Raw genomic sequence first — 15839 nt, 5'->3', positions numbered from 1 at the left:
TGTGGCCGCCCGCCACGGGTCACTCACGTGGGGAGCCAATTCATGTACGACTACGACCTCCTGGTCGTGGGGTCGGCCAACGCCGACCTGGTGATCGGCGTCGAGCGGCGCCCGGCGGCGGGCGAGACGGTGCTCGGCTCCGACCTGGCCGTCCACCCGGGCGGCAAGGGCGCGAACCAGGCGGTCGCCGCCGCCCGGCTGGGGGCCAGTACGGCCCTGCTGGCCCGGGTCGGCGACGACGCGCACGGCAGGCTGCTGCTGGACTCGCAGCGGGCGGCCGGCGTGGACACGGTGGGCGTCCTGGTCGGCGGTGCGCCGACCGGCGTGGCGCTGATCACGGTCGACCCGTCGGGCGACAACAGCATCGTCGTCTCGCCGGGCGCCAACGGCCGGCTCACGCCGGACGACGTACGGGCCGCCGGGAGCCTGTTCCACGCCTCGCGGGTGGTGTCGACGCAGCTGGAGATCCCGCTGGAGACGGTGCGGGAGGTGGTGCGGGCGCTGGCCCCGGGCAGCCGTTTCGTGCTGAACCCGTCGCCGCCGCGCCCGCTGCCGACGGAGGTGCTGGCGGCCTGCGACCCGCTGATCGTCAACGAGCACGAGGCGAAGGTCATCCTGGGCGGGGCCGCTGCCGGGGACACCCCGGAGGACTGGGCACGCGTCCTGCTGGCGAAGGGACCGCGCTCGGTGGTGGTGACGCTGGGCGCGCGGGGCGCTCTGGTGGCCGACGCGGGCGGCACGGCCCGGGTGCCGGCGGTGCCGGTGGAGGCGGTCGACACGACGGGCGCGGGTGACGCGTTCACGGCGGCGCTGGCCTGGCGGCTCGGGGCGGGCGCGTCCCTGGCCGACGCGGCGGCGTACGCGGCGCGGGTCGGGGCGGCGGCCGTGACGAAGCGGGGCGCGCAGGAGTCGTTCCCGACGGCGGCGGAGGTGGCGGCCGGGTGAAGCGGGCCGGGATACTCAACCGGCGTCTGGCCGGGGCGCTGGCCGGGCTGGGGCACGGCGACGGGGTGCTGGTGTGCGACGTCGGCATGCCCGTCCCGGACGGGCCGCACCTGGTGGACCTGGCGTTCCGGGCCGGGGTGCCGTCCTTCGCGGAGGTGCTGGACGGTCTGCTGGCGGAGCTGGTGGTGGAGGGGGCGACGGCGGCAACCGAGGTCCGCGCGGCGAACCCGGAGGCGGCGGCGCTGCTCGACGCCCGGCTGCCGGCGCTGGACCTCGTCCCGCACGAGCGCCTGAAGGAACTGTCGGCCGGCGCGCGCCTGATCGTCCGCACCGGCGAGGCGCGGCCGTACGCGAACGTCCTGCTCAGGTGCGGCGTGTTCTTCTGACACCCACGGGTCCGACCGCTGCCCGACCGGAGTCCGACCGCTGCCCGACCGGAGTCAGGTCGGAGGTCGTCCGGAGTCCGACCGGAGTCCGCGCAGGGCCCGGCGCGCAAGCCGAATGGGCCCGGTCGCGCGGGCCCGGTCGCGCGCAAGCCAAAAGAGCCCGGTCGCGAGACCGGGCCCTCCTGGCTTTCCCCTCCCTCAGAACCGCCTGGATCCCCCCAGATCTCCCCCGTCAGGGGTTCTGATGCCCTGTACGACCCACGATGCGCGGGAAGGGTTGCACGCTCGCCGGAAGTTTTTTCCAGCGGCCCCGATCCGCCCGCCGGCCTGCGGGTTTCAGGCCGCGTGCGCCACGAACCGCGCCGCCGTCTCTGCGAGGACCTCCCGGCCGTCCCGGGCCCACAGGTCGTCGTTGAAGAGTTCGACCTCGATGGCGCCGGTGTAGCCGGCCGCCTCCACGTAGCCCTTCCATTCGCGCATGTCGATCGCGCCGTCGCCGATCTGGCCGCGGCCGTTGAGGACACCCTCGGGCAGCGGGGTCGTCCAGTCGGCGAGCTGGAAGGTGTGGATGCGCCCGCCGGCGCCAGCGCGGGCGATCTGTTCCGGGGCCCGGTCGTCCCACCAGACGTGGTACGTGTCGACGGTGACGCCGACCTGCTCGGCCGGGAAGCGCTCGGCGAGGTCCAGGGCCTGGGCGAGGGTGGAGACCACGCAGCGGTCGGAGGCGAACATCGGGTGCAGCGGCTCGATGGCCAGCTTCACGCCGTGCCGCTGCGCGTAGGGCCCGAGCTCGGCCAGGGCGTCGGCGATGCGTTCCCGGGCACCGCGCAGGTCCCTGGACCCGGCCGGGAGGCCGCCCGAGACGAGGACCAGGGTGTCCGTGCCGAGCGTGGCCGCCTCGTCGACGGCCCGCCGGTTGTCGTCCAGGGCGCGTGCCCGCTCCCCGGGGTCGATCGCGGTGAGGAAGCCGCCCCGGCACAGCGTCGTGACGGTCAGACCGGCGTCCCGGACCAGTTTCGCCGTGGCCTCCAGGCCGTACGACTGGACCGGTTCGCGCCACAGGCCGACGTTGCGGACGCCCAGCCGGCCGCAGGCCTCGGCCAGTTCGGGCATCGACAGCTGCTTCACCGTCATCTGGTTGATCGAGAAGCGTTCGAGTCCGTTCACTGTGTCACTCCGTACAGGCCGAGCAGGTTCTTCATCCGTTCCTCGGCGAGCTTCGGGTCGGGGAACAGGCCCAGGCCGTCGGCGAGTTCGTAGGCGCGGGTGAAGTGCGGCAGGGAGCGGGCCGACTGCAGGCCGCCGACCATCGTGAAGTGCTCCTGGTGACCGGCGAGCCAGGCCAGGAAGACCACGCCGGTCTTGTAGAAGCGGGTGGGGGCCTGGAACAGGTGCCGGGAGAGCTCGACCGTGGGGTCGAGGAGCGCGCGGAAGCCCGGTGTGTCGCCGGTGTCGAGGACGCGGACCGCCTGTGCGGCCAGCGGGCCGAGCGGGTCGAAGATGCCGAGCAGGGCGTGGCTGAAGCCCCGGTCGTCGCCGGCGATCAGCTCGGGGTAGTTGAAGTCGTCGCCGGTGTAGCAGCGCACCCCCTCGGGGAGCCTGCGGCGCAGGTCCACCTCGCGCCGGGCGTCCAGCAGGGAGATCTTGACGCCGTCGACCTTGTCGGGGTGCGCGGCGATGACCTCCAGGAAGGTGCCGGTGGCCGCGTCCAGGTCGGCCGAGCCCCAGTAGCCCTCCAGCGCCGGGTCGAACATGGGGCCGAGCCAGTGCAGGATCACCGGTTCGGCGGCCTGGCGCAGCAGGTGGCCGTAGACCTCCAGGTAGTCCTCGGGGCCCCGGGCCGCGGCGGCGAGGGCGCGGGAGGCCATCAGGATGGCCTTGGCGCCGGACTCCTCGACGAGCGCGAGCTGCTCCTCGTAGGCGGCGCGGACCTCGGCGAGGGGCGCCGGGCCGGTCAGCTGGTCGGTGCCGACGCCGCAGGCGATCAGGCCGCCGACCGCCTTGGCCTCGGCGGCGCTGCGCCGGATGAGCTCGGCCGCGCCGGTCCAGTCCAGGCCCATGCCGCGCTGGGCGGTGTCCATGGCCTCGGCCACCCCGAGGCCGTGCGACCACAGGTGGCGGCGGAAGGCGAGGGTGGCGTCCCAGTCGACGGCGGCGGGCGAGTCGGGCGTGACGTCGGCGAATGGGTCGGCGACGACGTGCGCGGCGGAGTAGACCGTACGGGACGTGAAGCCGCTTCCCGGGGTGACGGCCAGGGGTTCGGTGCGGGGCTCGTAGGTCCGCAGGTCGCCGCTCGCGTCGGGCAGTCGGATCGTCACAGCGAGATCTCCGGTACGTCGAGGCGGCGGCCCTCGGCCGAGGACTTCAGGCCCAGTTCGGCGAGCTGGACGCCGCGGGCACCGGCGAGCAGGTCCCAGTGGTAGGGGGCGTCGGCGTAGACGTGCCTGAGGAACAGCTCCCACTGGGCCTTGAAGCCGTTGTCGAACTCGGCGTTGTCCGGGACCTCCTGCCACTGGTCGCGGAAGACCTCGGTGGCGGGGATGTCCGGGTTCCAGACCGGCTTGGGGGTGGCCGAGCGGTGCTGGACGCGGCAGTTGCGCAGGCCCGCGACGGCGGAGCCCTCGGTGCCGTCGACCTGGAACTCGACGAGTTCGTCTCGGTTGACGCGCACGGCCCAGGAGGAGTTGATCTGCGCGATCGCGCCGCCGTCGAGCTCGAAGACGCCGTAGGCGGCGTCGTCGGCGGTGGCGTCGTAGGGCTTGCCGTTCTCGTCCCAGCGCTGCGGGATGTGGGTGGCGGTGAGGGCCTGCACGGACTTCACGCGGCCGAACAGCTCGTGCAGCACGTACTCCCAGTGCGGGAACATGTCGACGACGATGCCGCCGCCGTCCTCCGCGCGGTAGTTCCACGACGGGCGCTGGGCGTCCTGCCAGTCGCCCTCGAAGACCCAGTAGCCGAACTCGCCGCGCACGGACAGGATGCGGCCGAAGAAGCCGCCGTCGATGAGCCGCTTCAGCTTGAGCAGGCCGGGCAGGAACAGCTTGTCCTGGACGACGCCGTGCTTGACGCCGGCCGCGTTCGCGAGGCGGGCGAGCTCCAGGGCGCCGTCGAGGCCGGTGGCCGTGGGCTTCTCGGTGTAGATGTGCTTGCCCGCGGAGATCGCTTTCCGGATGGCCTCCTCACGGGCGGAGGTGACCTGCGCGTCGAAGTAGATGTCGACCGTCTCGTCGGCGAGGACCGCGCCCAGGTCCGTCGAGACGTGCTCCAGGCCGTGCTGCTCGGCCAGTGCCCTGAGCGCGTGCTCGCGGCGGCCGACCAGGATCGGCTCCGGCCACAGCACGGTGCCGTCGCCGAGGTCGAGGCCGCCCTGTTCACGGAGGGCCAGGATGGAGCGGACCAGGTGCTGGCGGTAGCCCATGCGCCCGGTCACGCCGTTCATGGCGATACGCACCGTCTTGCGTGTCACGTCATTCCCTTCATAGGCGCCACCGGCTCCACCGGGGCCCGTCCGTCACGCGCCGGCTGCCCGCCGATCCGTGCGCAGATCGCTCGGTTTCACTGGTGAGCGTTACAGCAAGCGCTTTCTATGTGTAGAGAAGCTAGCCTCTGAACAGCGGTCTGGACAAGACCGCGTCGGGAGACGAGTTGTTCGAGGGGACGAACAGCGAGGGCCGGGGGCCTTAGGGTCTGCACGGGCGCGGACGCGAGGAGGGCGACCGCGGGCCGGGCAACGGCCGGACGCGCGGACGCGTCTCCTCTGTCGACGGCGTACCTGCGTGCCCGTCGGCCGACTTCGGACGGTCGCAGCGGCCGACGACGAACGCGCGAGGCGGAGGACGAGGACATGACGGTGACCCTGGCGGACGTGGCGGCCCGCGCGCAGGTCTCCCCCGCGACGGTGTCGCGCGTGCTGAACGGGAACTATCCCGTGGCGGCCTCCACCCGCGAGCGGGTGCTGAAGGCGGTCGACGAGCTGGACTACGTGCTGAACGGCCCCGCGAGCGCGCTGGCCGCCGCCACCTCCGACCTGGTCGGCATCCTCGTCAACGACATCGCGGACCCGTTCTTCGGGATCATGGCCGGCGCCATCCAGGGCGAGATCGGCGGCCCCGGCGGCCGGGCGGGCGGCGAGCGGCTCGCGGTCGTGTGCAACACGGGCGGCTCCCCCGAGCGCGAACTGACCTACCTCACCCTGCTCCAGCGGCAGCGCGCGGCGGCGGTCGTGCTGACCGGCGGGGCCCTGGAGAACGCGGCGCACAAGGCGGCCGTCGCGGCGAAGCTGCGCAAGCTGGCGGACGCCGGGACACGGGTCGTGCTGTGCGGCCGGCCGCCCGCGCCGGACACCGCGGCGATCGCGCTGACCTTCGACAACCGCGGCGGCGGGCAGGAACTGACCGAGCACCTCATCCGGCTCGGTCACCGGCGGCTCGGCTACATCGCCGGCCCGGAGGAGCGCACGACCACGCGCCACCGGCTGGAGGGCCACCGCGCCGCGCTCGCCGCGCACGGCATCGAGGACGACCCGCGCTGGACCGTGCACGGCAGCTACGACCGGCGGTCCGGCTACGAGGCGACCCTCGAACTGCTGCGCCGCGACGCGTCGTTGACGGCCGTGGTCGCGGCGAACGACTCCGTCGCGCTCGGCGCGTGCGCGGCCCTGCGGGACTCGGGGCTGCGCATCCCGGACGACGTGTCCGTGGCCGGCTTCGACGACCTGCCGTTCAGCATCGACGCGGTGCCGTCCCTGACGACGGTCCGCCTCCCCCTGGCCGAGGCGGGCGCCCGCGCGGGCCGCATCGCCATGGGCCGCGAGGAGGCGCCGCCCGGGAACATCGCGACGGTGCGGGGAGAGTTGATGGTTCGGGGGTCCACGGGAAGGCCGCGGAGTTAGGCGGCGCCTGTCGGATCACCGGGCGGAAAGTCGGGCGAGCGGTCGTCCGGGCCGCCGCGGCACAGCCGACGGCTCCGCCGATCCGCGGCTCCGCCGATCCGCCGGAACGGGAATCACCGCCCGGGTTCCGCGCTCGCGCCGGTGGTCGCGGATCGCGCGGGAGGCCTACGCCTTGCCGGGCACCCCGCCTCGGCGCCCGGCCGGGGAGCGACGGCCCTGCCCCGCCCCCTCCGTGCCGGTCAACGGCACATCCGGACCCAGGGCCCAAGGACACGACGGATCGGCGCCGTTGGTCAGGTCTCCCGCCCTGCACGCAGTTGTCGCACATCCCGTACGAGTGCGTACAGGGCACTGACGAAGAACACGGCTCCGGCCGCGACCCAGAGAGCCGATGCCCCGGAGCGGTACTCGCGAACGGCGCCGGCGAGCAGCACCGTGCAGGCAAGAACGCCGAAGGCCGAGATGAGAGCGCTGACGCGGTTGGCCACACGGACATCATCACCGACAACCTCGGCCAGCGGGAGCGATCCGAGCTGGGCAGGCACGGAGTCGGCTCCGATGTCGCCGCCGCCGTCCATGCCGCCCGGCCGACCGTGATGGTTCCCGACGGGGCGCTCGTGGCGACGGTCGAGCCCGACGCGTACGAGCGGCCCGGCGTCGGGGTGCTGGACCTGAACCGCTGACCGGCGACCTGTCGGGTCCGTGCGTCTTCGCGATGCCGTGGCCGGGGGTCAGGCCGTCACGCCGTCAGGTCTCCGCCCTTGACGGCGGCGACGAACCGGGACCAGCCCTGCGACGAGAACACCAACGCCGGGCCCCGGGGGGTCTTGGAGTCGCGGACCGGGACCTCGGAAGGGTGGGTGTCTATGACTTCGAGGCAACTGCCGGCTTCGCTGCCGCTGTGGGACGACTTGCGCCAACCCTTCAGTGCGGCAGCGTTCCGGATGGTTCGGTCAGCCATGGTGTCCGTAGTCCTTCGCTGTTGCCTTCAGCAGGGCAAGTGAATCGCGCTGCGACAGCGCGTCGCTCAGCGCCAGATCGTAGCGACTCTGCAACTCGTGAACAGCGGACGGGGAGTCGTGCAGTTTGCCCATCCGTAGGCCCTCGCCGTACGCCAGCGGCGGTTGGTCCTCGAACCACATCAGGGTGAGCATGCTTTCCATCAGTGGATGGAAGCCCATGTCGAACGGCATCACATGTACGCGGACGCGTTCAGCCTCGGCGAGGCGCACGATGTGTGCCAGCTGCTCCGCCATGACGTCAGCGCTGCCCAACGGACGGCGTAGCACTGCCTCATCGAGAAGGGCCCACACTACGGGCGTAACCGGATCGTCGAGGATCCTGGCGCGTTCGAGACGTGTGACAAGGCGCCTGTCACATTCCTCCTTGCTCACCGGAGGGAATGCTTTGCCGAGTACAGCACGCGCGTACCGCTTCGTCTGAAGGATGCCTGGCACGAACGACAGGGCGAACTCCCTGATCATCACCGCTTGTCGTTCAAGCAGCCGTACTGCTTCGAAGTAGTCGGCGGCAGCCACCTCTTCTCGGGGCAGAAAACTGCTCAACACATCCCCCGTGTTCAGCGCCCTGTCCAGCCGCCGCGCGTCTTCCTTCGAGGGGATCCGCCGCCCCGCCTCGATGTGCGCGATGTGCGAGCGCGTCATCACCGCCATGTCCGCCAGCTGCTGCTGTGTCAGTCCCGCCGCCTCGCGCTGCTGCTTGAGCCAGGCACCGTATGTGGTGGCCATGGCCAACTCCCTTGTGACAAATGCCTGGTCACGCTCAACCCTCTGGCGAGCCTAGCCCGCCCCGTCCCACTCTGTGAGGGCCTCGCTACACAACGCGACAAGCCCACGTGGAATGGAAACGGAGCTCTCGACATGCCCCACCACCTCGCCCGCCTCCTGGAGCCGCTCCTCCGGGTCCTGTTGCCAGGGAACGGCCGCCGTCGGCGCAGCGGCGTCGTGCGCGGTGGTGCGCACCGGCGCTGTCCCGGATCGTCGGGACAGCGCCCGCGTCCCGTCCACCGCGCCGGGCATGAGCCTCTGGCCGGCGAGGACAACGTGCTCGTGCGGCCGTATCTCGTCGCGCACGAGCAGCGTGCGGCGGCCCGGCGGAGCCCGGCCCGGCGGCGGGCGCTGGTGGTCGCCGTGCGCGGCATCGACGTCGGACCGCGCGGCGTGCACGGCGTGGAGGTGACCGCGTGATCGCCGGGGAGGGCGCCGCGCGGCTGCTGCCGTGGACCGGGGCCGGCGGCAAGCCCTGTTACCTCGTCGGCGACGGCACCGGCCGCCTCTCGCGCGTCGCCGACAGCATCGAGTCGGTCCAGCTCGGCATGGCAGAGGACCTCCTCGACCACGCCGCCGACATGCTCGCCGACGACGGCGCCACCGTCGTACAGGTCCGCTTTCTCGCGGCCCGCCTGGCCGAGGCGCTGCGGGACGTCCACCGCGTCGCCGAGAGCCGGGGCGCCCGCCTCCCGGTACCCGCGTACGACGATCCCGACGGGTGGCCCTGAGTGCTCGCGGGGAGGGCTTCACCGAACATCCCACCGGGCGTCACCGCCCCGCCCTACCGTGCTGCCCATGCGTCTGAACACCCTCCTCGCCACCACCACGGCCGCCCTCGCCGCCGCCACCTGTCTCACCGCCACCGGCCCCGCCGGTGCCGCGACCGGCGGCGCCGCGTCGGCCAACGTCCGTACCGGGCACGCCTGTTCGCCCTCCGTGGCCATCGACCGCTACTCCGACGCCCTCGACAAGACGACGTACGAGGGCACCTTCGTCGGGAACTTCTCCGCGCTCGCCGTCGACCGGGACGGCGCCCTCGCCGCCGTGTCCGACCGGTCGGCCCTGTTCTCCCTGGACGCCCGGACCCTCCGGCCGCGCGGCGTGCGGGCGCTCGCGGACGAGGCGGGCGCCCCCCTCGACTCCGAGGGGCTCGTCGTCGACCGCGACGGCACCCGGCTGATCGGCTCCGAGACCGAGCCGACCGTGCGCCGGTACTCCCGCGACGGCCGGATTCTCGACCGGCTGCCCGTGCCGGACGCCCTGCGGCCCGCCCCGGCCGGCCGAGCCCGCGCCAACGGCACCTTCGAAGGGCTGACCCTGCTGCCCGGCGGGCGCACCCTGCTCGCCTCCATGGAGTACCCCCTCGACGGCGACCGCTCCGACACCGTCCGGCTCCAGACCTGGCGGCGCACACCGGAGGACCGTTTCCGGCTCGGCGCGCAGTACGCGTACCGCGTGGACACGGGGCTCGGCGTGCCCGAGGTCACCGCGACGCCCGACGGCCGCCTCCTCGTCCTGGAGCGCGGCTTCACCGCCGGCGTCGGCAACACCGTGCGGTTGTATCTCGCCGACCCGCGCGGCGCCGCCGACGTCCGGGCCGTCGACCGGCTCACCGGCGCCGAGGCCATGCCGAAGACGCTGCTCGCCGACCTCGTGACCTGCCCGTCACTCGGAGCGACCGCCAAGCAGCCCCAGCCGAACCCGCTGCTCGACAACATCGAGGGCATGGCGGTCACCGGCCGCGCGCCCGGCGGCGCCATGAGGGTGCTCCTGGTCAGCGACGACAACCAGAACGACGTGCAGACCACCCGCTTCTACTTCCTGCGGGTGCGCCTCTGAGCGCCGGGCGGGCCGGCCTCCGATCATGACGGAGGGATGAAATCCGGTCCCGCCCGCGTTGGTGCCTTCCGGAAGATCAGGCCTGGCGTCGGGCCGATGATCAGGGCAGGCACGAGCGACCCTCGGAGGACACCCGCGTGACACCGCAACGGGGCTGGGCACGACGACTGGCGGGCTACGCATGGCGGCATCGCACGGACGTCGTGCTGGCCCTCGGCTCCTCCCTCGCCGGTATGGCCGTGATGGCGATCGTCCCGCTGATCACGAAGGTGATCATCGACGACGTCATCGGTGACCACAGCCGCGCCATGGCCCCCTGGGCCGGCGCGCTCATCGGCGCCGCCCTCGTCGTGTACGTCCTCACCTACGTCCGCCGCTACTACGGCGGCCGGCTCGCCCTCGACGTCCAGCACGACCTGCGCACGGAGATGTACGGGACGATCACCCGGCTCGACGGGCGGCGGCAGGACGAGCTGTCCACCGGGCAGGTCGTCGGGCGGGCCACCAGCGACCTCCAGCTGATCCAGAGCCTGCTGTTCATGCTCCCGATGACCATCGGGAACTTCATGCTCTTCCTGATCTCCCTCGCCGTCATGGCCTGGCTGTCCCTGCCGCTCACCCTGGTCGCCCTCGCCGTCGCGCCCGCCATCTGGATCATCGCCAGGCACAGCCGCACCCGGCTGCATCCCGCCACCTGGTACGCGCAGGCGCAGGCCGCCGCCGTCGCGGGCGTGGTCGACGGCGCCGTCAGCGGTGTCCGCGTCGTCAAGGGCTTCGGGCAGGAGGAGCAGGAGACCGGCAAGCTGCGGGAGGTCGGGCGGCGGCTGTTCGCCGGGCGGCTGCGCACCGTCCGGCTCAACAGCCGGTACACCCCGGCCCTCCAGGCCGTGCCCGCGCTCGGCCAGGTCGCGATGCTCGCCCTCGGCGGCTGGCTCGCGGTGCGCGGCGACATCACACTCGGTACGTTCGTCGCGTTCTCCACCTACCTCGCGCAGCTCGTCGGGCCGGTCCGGATGCTCGCCATGGTCCTCACCGTCGGCCAGCAGGCCCGCGCCGGCACCGAACGCGTCCTGGAGCTGATCGACACCGAGCCGTCCCTGACCGACGGGAGCAAGGAGCTTCCCCCGGACGCTCCCGCCACCGTCGAGTTCGACGACGTGTCCTTCGGATACGACCCCGAGCGGCCCGTCCTCGACGGCCTGTCCTTCACCATCCGCCCCGGCGAGACCCTCGCCGTCGTCGGCTCCTCCGGCTCCGGGAAGTCCACCGTCTCCCTGCTGCTGCCGCGCTTCTACGACGCCACGCGCGGCGCCGTCCTGGTCGGCGGGCACGACGTGCGCGAGCTGACCCTGGACTCGCTGCGGGCCGCGATCGGGCTCGTACCGGAGGACTCGTTCCTGTTCTCCGACACCGTCCGCAACAACATCGCCTACGGCCGCCCCGGCGCCACCGACGAGGAGATCGAGGCCGCCGCGCGCGCCGCCCAGGCCGACCGGTTCGTCGCCGAGCTGCCCGACGGCTACGACACGACGGTCGGCGAACACGGCCTGACCCTGTCCGGCGGCCAGCGCCAGCGCATCGCCCTGGCCCGCGCCATCCTCAGCGACCCGCGGCTGCTCGTCCTGGACGACGCCACGTCCGCCGTCGACGCCCGCGTGGAGCACGAGATCCACGAGGCCCTGGCGCAGGTCATGCGGGGCCGCACCACGCTGCTCATCGCGCACCGCCGCTCCACCCTCAACCTCGCCGACCGCATCGCCGTCCTCGACGGCGGCCGGCTCGCCGACATCGGCACCCACGACGAGCTCCAGGAGCGGTGCGCCCTGTACCGGCGCCTGCTCACCGACCCGGACGAGCTGGGCGGTGTCTCCCCGGGCCACACCCCGCCGTCGGCCGAGCCGCGCGAGGACACCTCGGTGCGCGACGAGCTGGACGCCGAGTTCGACGCCGAGCGCGGCATCACGCCCCGGCTGTGGGCGGGGGAGCGCGAACCCCGGGACCTGGCGACGGAGGGCTCCCCGGCCACCCCGGAACTGCTCGCCCAGGTGGCGGCGCTGCCCCCGGCGACCGACGTCCCGGACGTCGACGAGGCCCGCGCCGTCCAGCCGGAGGAGTCGTACGGACTGCGCCGCCTGCTGCGCGGCTTCGGCCTGCCGCTGCTGGCCAGCCTCGCCCTGGTGGCCGTCGACGCGGGCATGGGCCTGCTGCTGCCGGTCCTGATCCGGCACGGCATCGACGAGGGCGTCTCGCAGCTCGCCCTCGGCGCGGTCTGGTCGGCGTCGCTGCTCGCCCTGCTCGCGGTGACCCTCCAGTGGGTCGCGCAGACCGGCGAGATCCGCATGACCGGACGCACCGGCGAACGCGTCCTGTACGCGCTGCGCCTGAAGATCTTCACCCAGCTCCAGCGCCTCGGGCTCGACTACTACGAGCGCGAGCTGACCGGCCGGATCATGACGCGGATGACGACCGACGTCGACGCACTGTCCACGTTCCTCCAGACCGGGCTCGTCACCGCCTTCGTCTCCGTCGTCACCTTCTTCGGCATCATGGTCGCCCTGCTCTTCATCGACGTGCAGCTCGCGCTGGTCGTGTTCGCCACACTGCCGCCGCTGATCCTCGCCACGTTCTTCTTCCGCCGGGCCAGCGTGAAGGCGTACGAACTGGCCCGCGAGCGGGTCTCGGCCGTGAACGCCGACCTCCAGGAGTCGGTGTCCGGGCTGCGCATCGTGCAGGCCTTCCGGCGCGAGAAGGACGGCGGCGAGCGGTTCGCCGGGCGCAGCGACAGCTACCGGCGCGCCCGCGTCCGCGGCCAGTGGCTGATCTCGGTCTACTTCCCGTTCGTGCAGTTCCTGTCGTCCGCCGCCGCTGCCGCCGTACTGATCGTCGGCGGCATGCGCATCGACGACGGCACGCTCACCACCGGCGCGCTGGTCGCCTACCTGCTCTACATCGACCTGTTCTTCGCGCCCGTGCAGCAGCTCTCCCAGGTCTTCGACGGCTACCAGCAGGCGACCGTCTCCCTCGGCCGCATCCAGGAACTGCTGCGCGAACCGGCCTCCACCGAGGCCCCCGGCAAGCCCCTCGACGTGCGCTCCCTGCGCGGCGACATCGCCTTCGAGGACGTGCACTTCGCCTACGGCGCCGAGGAAGAGGCGCTGACCGGCATCGACCTGCGCATCCCCGCCGGGCAGACCGTCGCCTTCGTCGGCGAGACCGGCGCCGGCAAGTCGACGCTGGTGAAGCTGGTGGCCCGGTTCTACGACCCGACCGGCGGCCGGATCACCGTCGACGGCACCGACCTGCGCGCCCTCGACCTGACCTCCTACCGGCACCGGCTGGGCGTCGTCCCGCAGGAGGCGTACCTCTTCCAGGGCACCGTCCGCGACGCCATCGCCTACGGCCGCCCCGACGCCACCGACGCCGAGGTGGAGGCGGCGGCCCGCGCGGTCGGCGCCCACGAGATGATCGCCACCCTGGAGGGCGGCTACCTCCACGAGGTCGCCGAGCGGGGCCGCAACCTCTCCGCCGGGCAACGGCAGTTGATCGCGCTGGCCCGCGCCGAACTGGTCGACCCGGACGTCCTCCTCCTCGACGAGGCGACGGCCTCGCTCGACCTGGCCACCGAGGCACAGGTCAACCAGGCCACCGACCGGCTCGCGGGACGCCGTACGACGCTCGTCGTCGCGCACCGGCTGACCACGGCCGCCCGCGCCGACCGGGTCGTCGTCATGGACCACGGCCGGGTCGCCGAGGACGGCACGCACGAGGAACTCCTGGCGCGCGGCGGACGCTACGCCGAACTGTGGCGGACGTTCGTCGGACAGGCCGAGCCCGAGGAACCCGTCGGCGCGTCCCGCTGACGGTCGTGCAACCATCCGACATACGCCCCGCGTCCGTACACCCGTACGCCAAGTCGCGGTGGTGACAGTGCGGGAGGGGCCACAGTGGGCAGTGGAGCGGGTGGTGCCGGTGACGTGGGCGGCGCCGGCGGAGCGATACGCAGGCGGTTCGCGCTGGGCGTGGCGGTCCTGACCGCGGCCGGGCTGCTGGCGGTGGCCGCGCCCGGCGACGCGCAGGCCGCCGCCCACTGCTCGGGCCGCAGGGTCCGCACGCTGCCGTTCTCCACGGGCTCGGTGGTCGTCTACAAGCGCGACGGCTACGTCTGCGCCGTGACCCTGCCCGAAAAGCCCGGCACGAAGCGGCACATGATGGTCAGCGTGCAGGCGCGCGGCGGCCGGCCCGTCGTGGACGAGGGCCGATTCGCCTACCGGGCGGGCCCGGTGACCGTGCACGCCGGTCAGCGCTGCGTGTGGGTGAAGGGCAGGGTGGCGCGCGGCCACGTCAGTTCCGGCTGGATCCTCTGCTGAACCACAGGTTTCTCACCGGCAATTCCCCGTCTCCCCTGGTGCCGACCCGAGTCGCTCCGATAGCTTCCGGCGCACATCTGTTCTCACCAGGGAGGGTGCATGCGCAAGGCGCTCAGATCGCTGCTGGCGCTCACCATGCTCGTCGGCACCGTCGGCACCGTGGGCACGGCCGGGGCGGCCACCGCCGCCGAGCCGGAAGCCACCGGAGCCACCGGCACGGCCGGATCGGCGGAATCGGCCGACATCAAGGACCGGCTGCTGTCCATACCGGGCATGAGCCTCATGGAGGAGAAGCCGTACACCGGTTACCGCTTCTTCGTCCTCAACTACACCCAGCCGGTCGACCACCGGAACCCGGCGAAGGGCACCTTCCAGCAGCGCATCACCGTGCTGCACAAGGACGTCTCCCGCCCCACGGTCTTCTACACCGGCGGCTACGGCGTCTCCACGAACCCCGGCCGCCGCGAGCCCACGCAGATCGTGGACGGCAACCAGGTCTCCATGGAGTACCGCTTCTTCACCCCGTCCCGGCCCTCGCCGGCCGACTGGTCGAAGCTGGACATCTGGCAGGCCGCCAGCGACCAGCACCGCATCTTCAAGGCGCTCAAGCCGATCTACGACGAGAACTGGATCTCGACGGGCGGCTCCAAGGGCGGCATGACCGCCACCTACTACGAGCGTTTCTACCCGCGGGACATGGACGGCGTCGTCGCCTACGTCGCCCCCAACGACATCGTGAACAAGGAGGACTCGGCCTACGACCGGTTCTTCGCCCGCGTCGGCACCGAGGAGTGCCGCGACCGGCTGAACGGCGTGCAGCGCGAGGCACTGGTGCGCCGCGAGCCGCTGCAGAAGAAGTACGAGGCGCTCGCCGCCGAGAACGGCTACACCTTCCACACCATCGGCAGCCTGGACCGCGCCTACGAGGCGGTCGTCCTGGACTACGTGTGGGGCTTCTGGCAGTACAGCACCCTGAAGGACTGCGCGGACATCCCGGCCGACGCGAAGAACGCCACCGACGACGAGATCTGGACGTCCGTCGACACGATCTCCGGCTTCTCCTTCTACACCGACCAGGGCCTCGCGCCGTACACGCCGTACTACTACCAGGCCGGCACGCAGCTCGGCGCGCCGACGATCAAGTTCCCGCACATCGAGCCCGAGTACGTCCGCTACGGCTACCAGCCGCCGCGGAACTTCGTGCCGCGTGACATCCCGATGACGTTCCAGCCGTCGGCGATGCGGGACGTGGACAGCTGGGTGCGCCAGAACGCGCGGCACATGCTGTTCGTCTACGGCGAGAACGACCCGTGGGGCGCCGAGCCGTTCCGCCTGGGCAACGGGGCGCGCGACTCCTACGTGTTCACCGCGCCCGGCATGAACCACGGCGCGAACGTCGCCGGACTCGTCGCCGGGGAGAAGGCGTTCGCCACGGCGCGCATCCTTGAGTGGGCGGGCGTCGCGTCCCCGGCCGTGCAGGCCGACCCGGCGGCGGCGAAGCCGCTCGCGAAGTTCGACGCCCGGCTCGACAAGCGGGACCTGCGGCGGGAGGCCACGCTGCGCCCGTGAGACGGCAGGCGGCCCCCCGGCCCGGCTGGGGGGCCGCCTCGCACCGGCGCCT

At 72.6% G+C, this 15839-nt stretch carries 15 protein-coding genes; 10 read left to right on the top strand and 5 right to left on the bottom strand.

Annotated elements, in window-relative coordinates:
• The first annotated feature begins 42 nt into the window (after positions 1-42).
• Both QC282_RS08925 and rbsD read left to right on the top strand, forming a co-directional pair.
• Positions 43-945 carry a ribokinase gene (locus QC282_RS08925; RefSeq protein WP_279548709.1) on the top strand — a complete coding sequence of 301 codons (903 nt, stop codon included), beginning with the start codon at positions 43-45 and terminating at the stop codon, positions 943-945.
• Positions 942-1331, top strand: a complete 390-nt coding sequence (gene rbsD, locus QC282_RS08920; protein WP_279548708.1) for a D-ribose pyranase — start codon at positions 942-944, stop codon at positions 1329-1331. Before QC282_RS08925 ends, rbsD begins: the two co-directional genes overlap by 4 nt.
• A 336-nt stretch (positions 1332-1667) precedes the next feature.
• Here the strand turns inward: rbsD and QC282_RS08915 are convergent, their stop codons facing one another.
• From QC282_RS08915 to QC282_RS08905, 3 genes are read right to left on the bottom strand one after another with little or no spacing between them, the layout of a single operon-like run.
• Complete coding sequence (locus QC282_RS08915) at positions 1668-2465, bottom strand: sugar phosphate isomerase/epimerase (RefSeq protein WP_279548821.1); 798 nt, start codon at positions 2463-2465, stop codon at positions 1668-1670.
• Between the two features lie 29 nt (positions 2466-2494).
• Positions 2495-3649 carry a dihydrodipicolinate synthase family protein gene (locus tag QC282_RS08910; RefSeq protein WP_279548707.1) on the bottom strand — a complete coding sequence of 385 codons (1155 nt, stop codon included), beginning with the start codon at positions 3647-3649 and terminating at the stop codon, positions 2495-2497.
• Positions 3646-4797 (bottom strand): Gfo/Idh/MocA family oxidoreductase, encoded by a 1152-nt coding sequence (locus QC282_RS08905; protein WP_279548706.1) that lies wholly within the window; start codon positions 4795-4797, stop codon positions 3646-3648. Before QC282_RS08905 ends, QC282_RS08910 begins: the two co-directional genes overlap by 4 nt.
• Before the next feature lie 378 nt (positions 4798-5175).
• Between QC282_RS08905 and QC282_RS08900 the strand changes: the two genes are divergently transcribed.
• Positions 5176-6222 carry a LacI family DNA-binding transcriptional regulator gene (locus QC282_RS08900; protein ID WP_279548705.1) on the top strand — a complete coding sequence of 349 codons (1047 nt, stop codon included), beginning with the start codon at positions 5176-5178 and terminating at the stop codon, positions 6220-6222.
• A gap of 317 nt (positions 6223-6539) precedes the next feature.
• The gene (locus QC282_RS08895; RefSeq protein WP_279548704.1) at positions 6540-6905 is read left to right on the top strand and encodes a hypothetical protein; all 366 of its coding nucleotides are present in this window, start codon (positions 6540-6542) and stop codon (positions 6903-6905) included.
• A 56-nt stretch (positions 6906-6961) separates the two neighbouring features.
• Here the strand turns inward: QC282_RS08895 and QC282_RS08890 are convergent, their stop codons facing one another.
• On the bottom strand, positions 6962-7183 hold the full coding sequence (locus QC282_RS08890) for a DUF397 domain-containing protein (protein WP_279548703.1): 222 nt from the start codon (positions 7181-7183) through the stop codon (positions 6962-6964).
• On the bottom strand, positions 7176-7970 hold the full coding sequence (locus tag QC282_RS08885; protein WP_279548702.1) for a helix-turn-helix transcriptional regulator: 795 nt from the start codon (positions 7968-7970) through the stop codon (positions 7176-7178). The genes QC282_RS08890 and QC282_RS08885 overlap by 8 nt, the downstream gene beginning before the upstream one ends.
• Positions 7971-8102: 132 nt before the next feature.
• On the opposite strand from QC282_RS08885, the gene QC282_RS08880 reads away from it, so the two are divergent.
• From QC282_RS08880 to QC282_RS08855, 6 genes are all read left to right on the top strand, one after another.
• Positions 8103-8429 carry a hypothetical protein gene (locus QC282_RS08880; RefSeq protein ID WP_279548701.1) on the top strand — a complete coding sequence of 109 codons (327 nt, stop codon included), beginning with the start codon at positions 8103-8105 and terminating at the stop codon, positions 8427-8429.
• On the top strand, positions 8426-8740 hold the full coding sequence (locus QC282_RS08875; protein ID WP_279548700.1) for a hypothetical protein: 315 nt from the start codon (positions 8426-8428) through the stop codon (positions 8738-8740). The genes QC282_RS08880 and QC282_RS08875 overlap by 4 nt, the downstream gene beginning before the upstream one ends.
• 67 nt (positions 8741-8807) lie before the next feature.
• On the top strand, positions 8808-9851 hold the full coding sequence (locus tag QC282_RS08870; RefSeq protein ID WP_279548699.1) for an esterase-like activity of phytase family protein: 1044 nt from the start codon (positions 8808-8810) through the stop codon (positions 9849-9851).
• 137 nt (positions 9852-9988) lie between these two features.
• Entirely contained in the window at positions 9989-13711 is a 3723-nt protein-coding gene (locus QC282_RS08865) for an ABC transporter ATP-binding protein (RefSeq protein ID WP_279548698.1), read from the top strand.
• Positions 13712-13825: 114 nt separating this feature from the next.
• A complete protein-coding gene (locus QC282_RS08860; protein ID WP_279548820.1) occupies positions 13826-14218 on the top strand; it encodes a hypothetical protein in 393 nt (130 codons plus the stop codon).
• A gap of 99 nt (positions 14219-14317) precedes the next feature.
• Positions 14318-15787: a S28 family serine protease gene (locus tag QC282_RS08855; protein WP_279548697.1), complete on the top strand. Its 1470-nt coding sequence runs from the start codon at positions 14318-14320 to the stop codon at positions 15785-15787.
• Positions 15788-15839 lie beyond the last annotated feature (52 nt).

This window comes from Streptomyces sp. DH24 (genome assembly GCF_029813775.1).
Classification (GTDB): Bacteria; Actinomycetota; Actinomycetes; order Streptomycetales; family Streptomycetaceae; genus Streptomyces.
The sequence above is the reverse complement of the archived record's forward strand: the minus strand, read 5'-3'. Positions and strand labels throughout refer to the sequence as shown.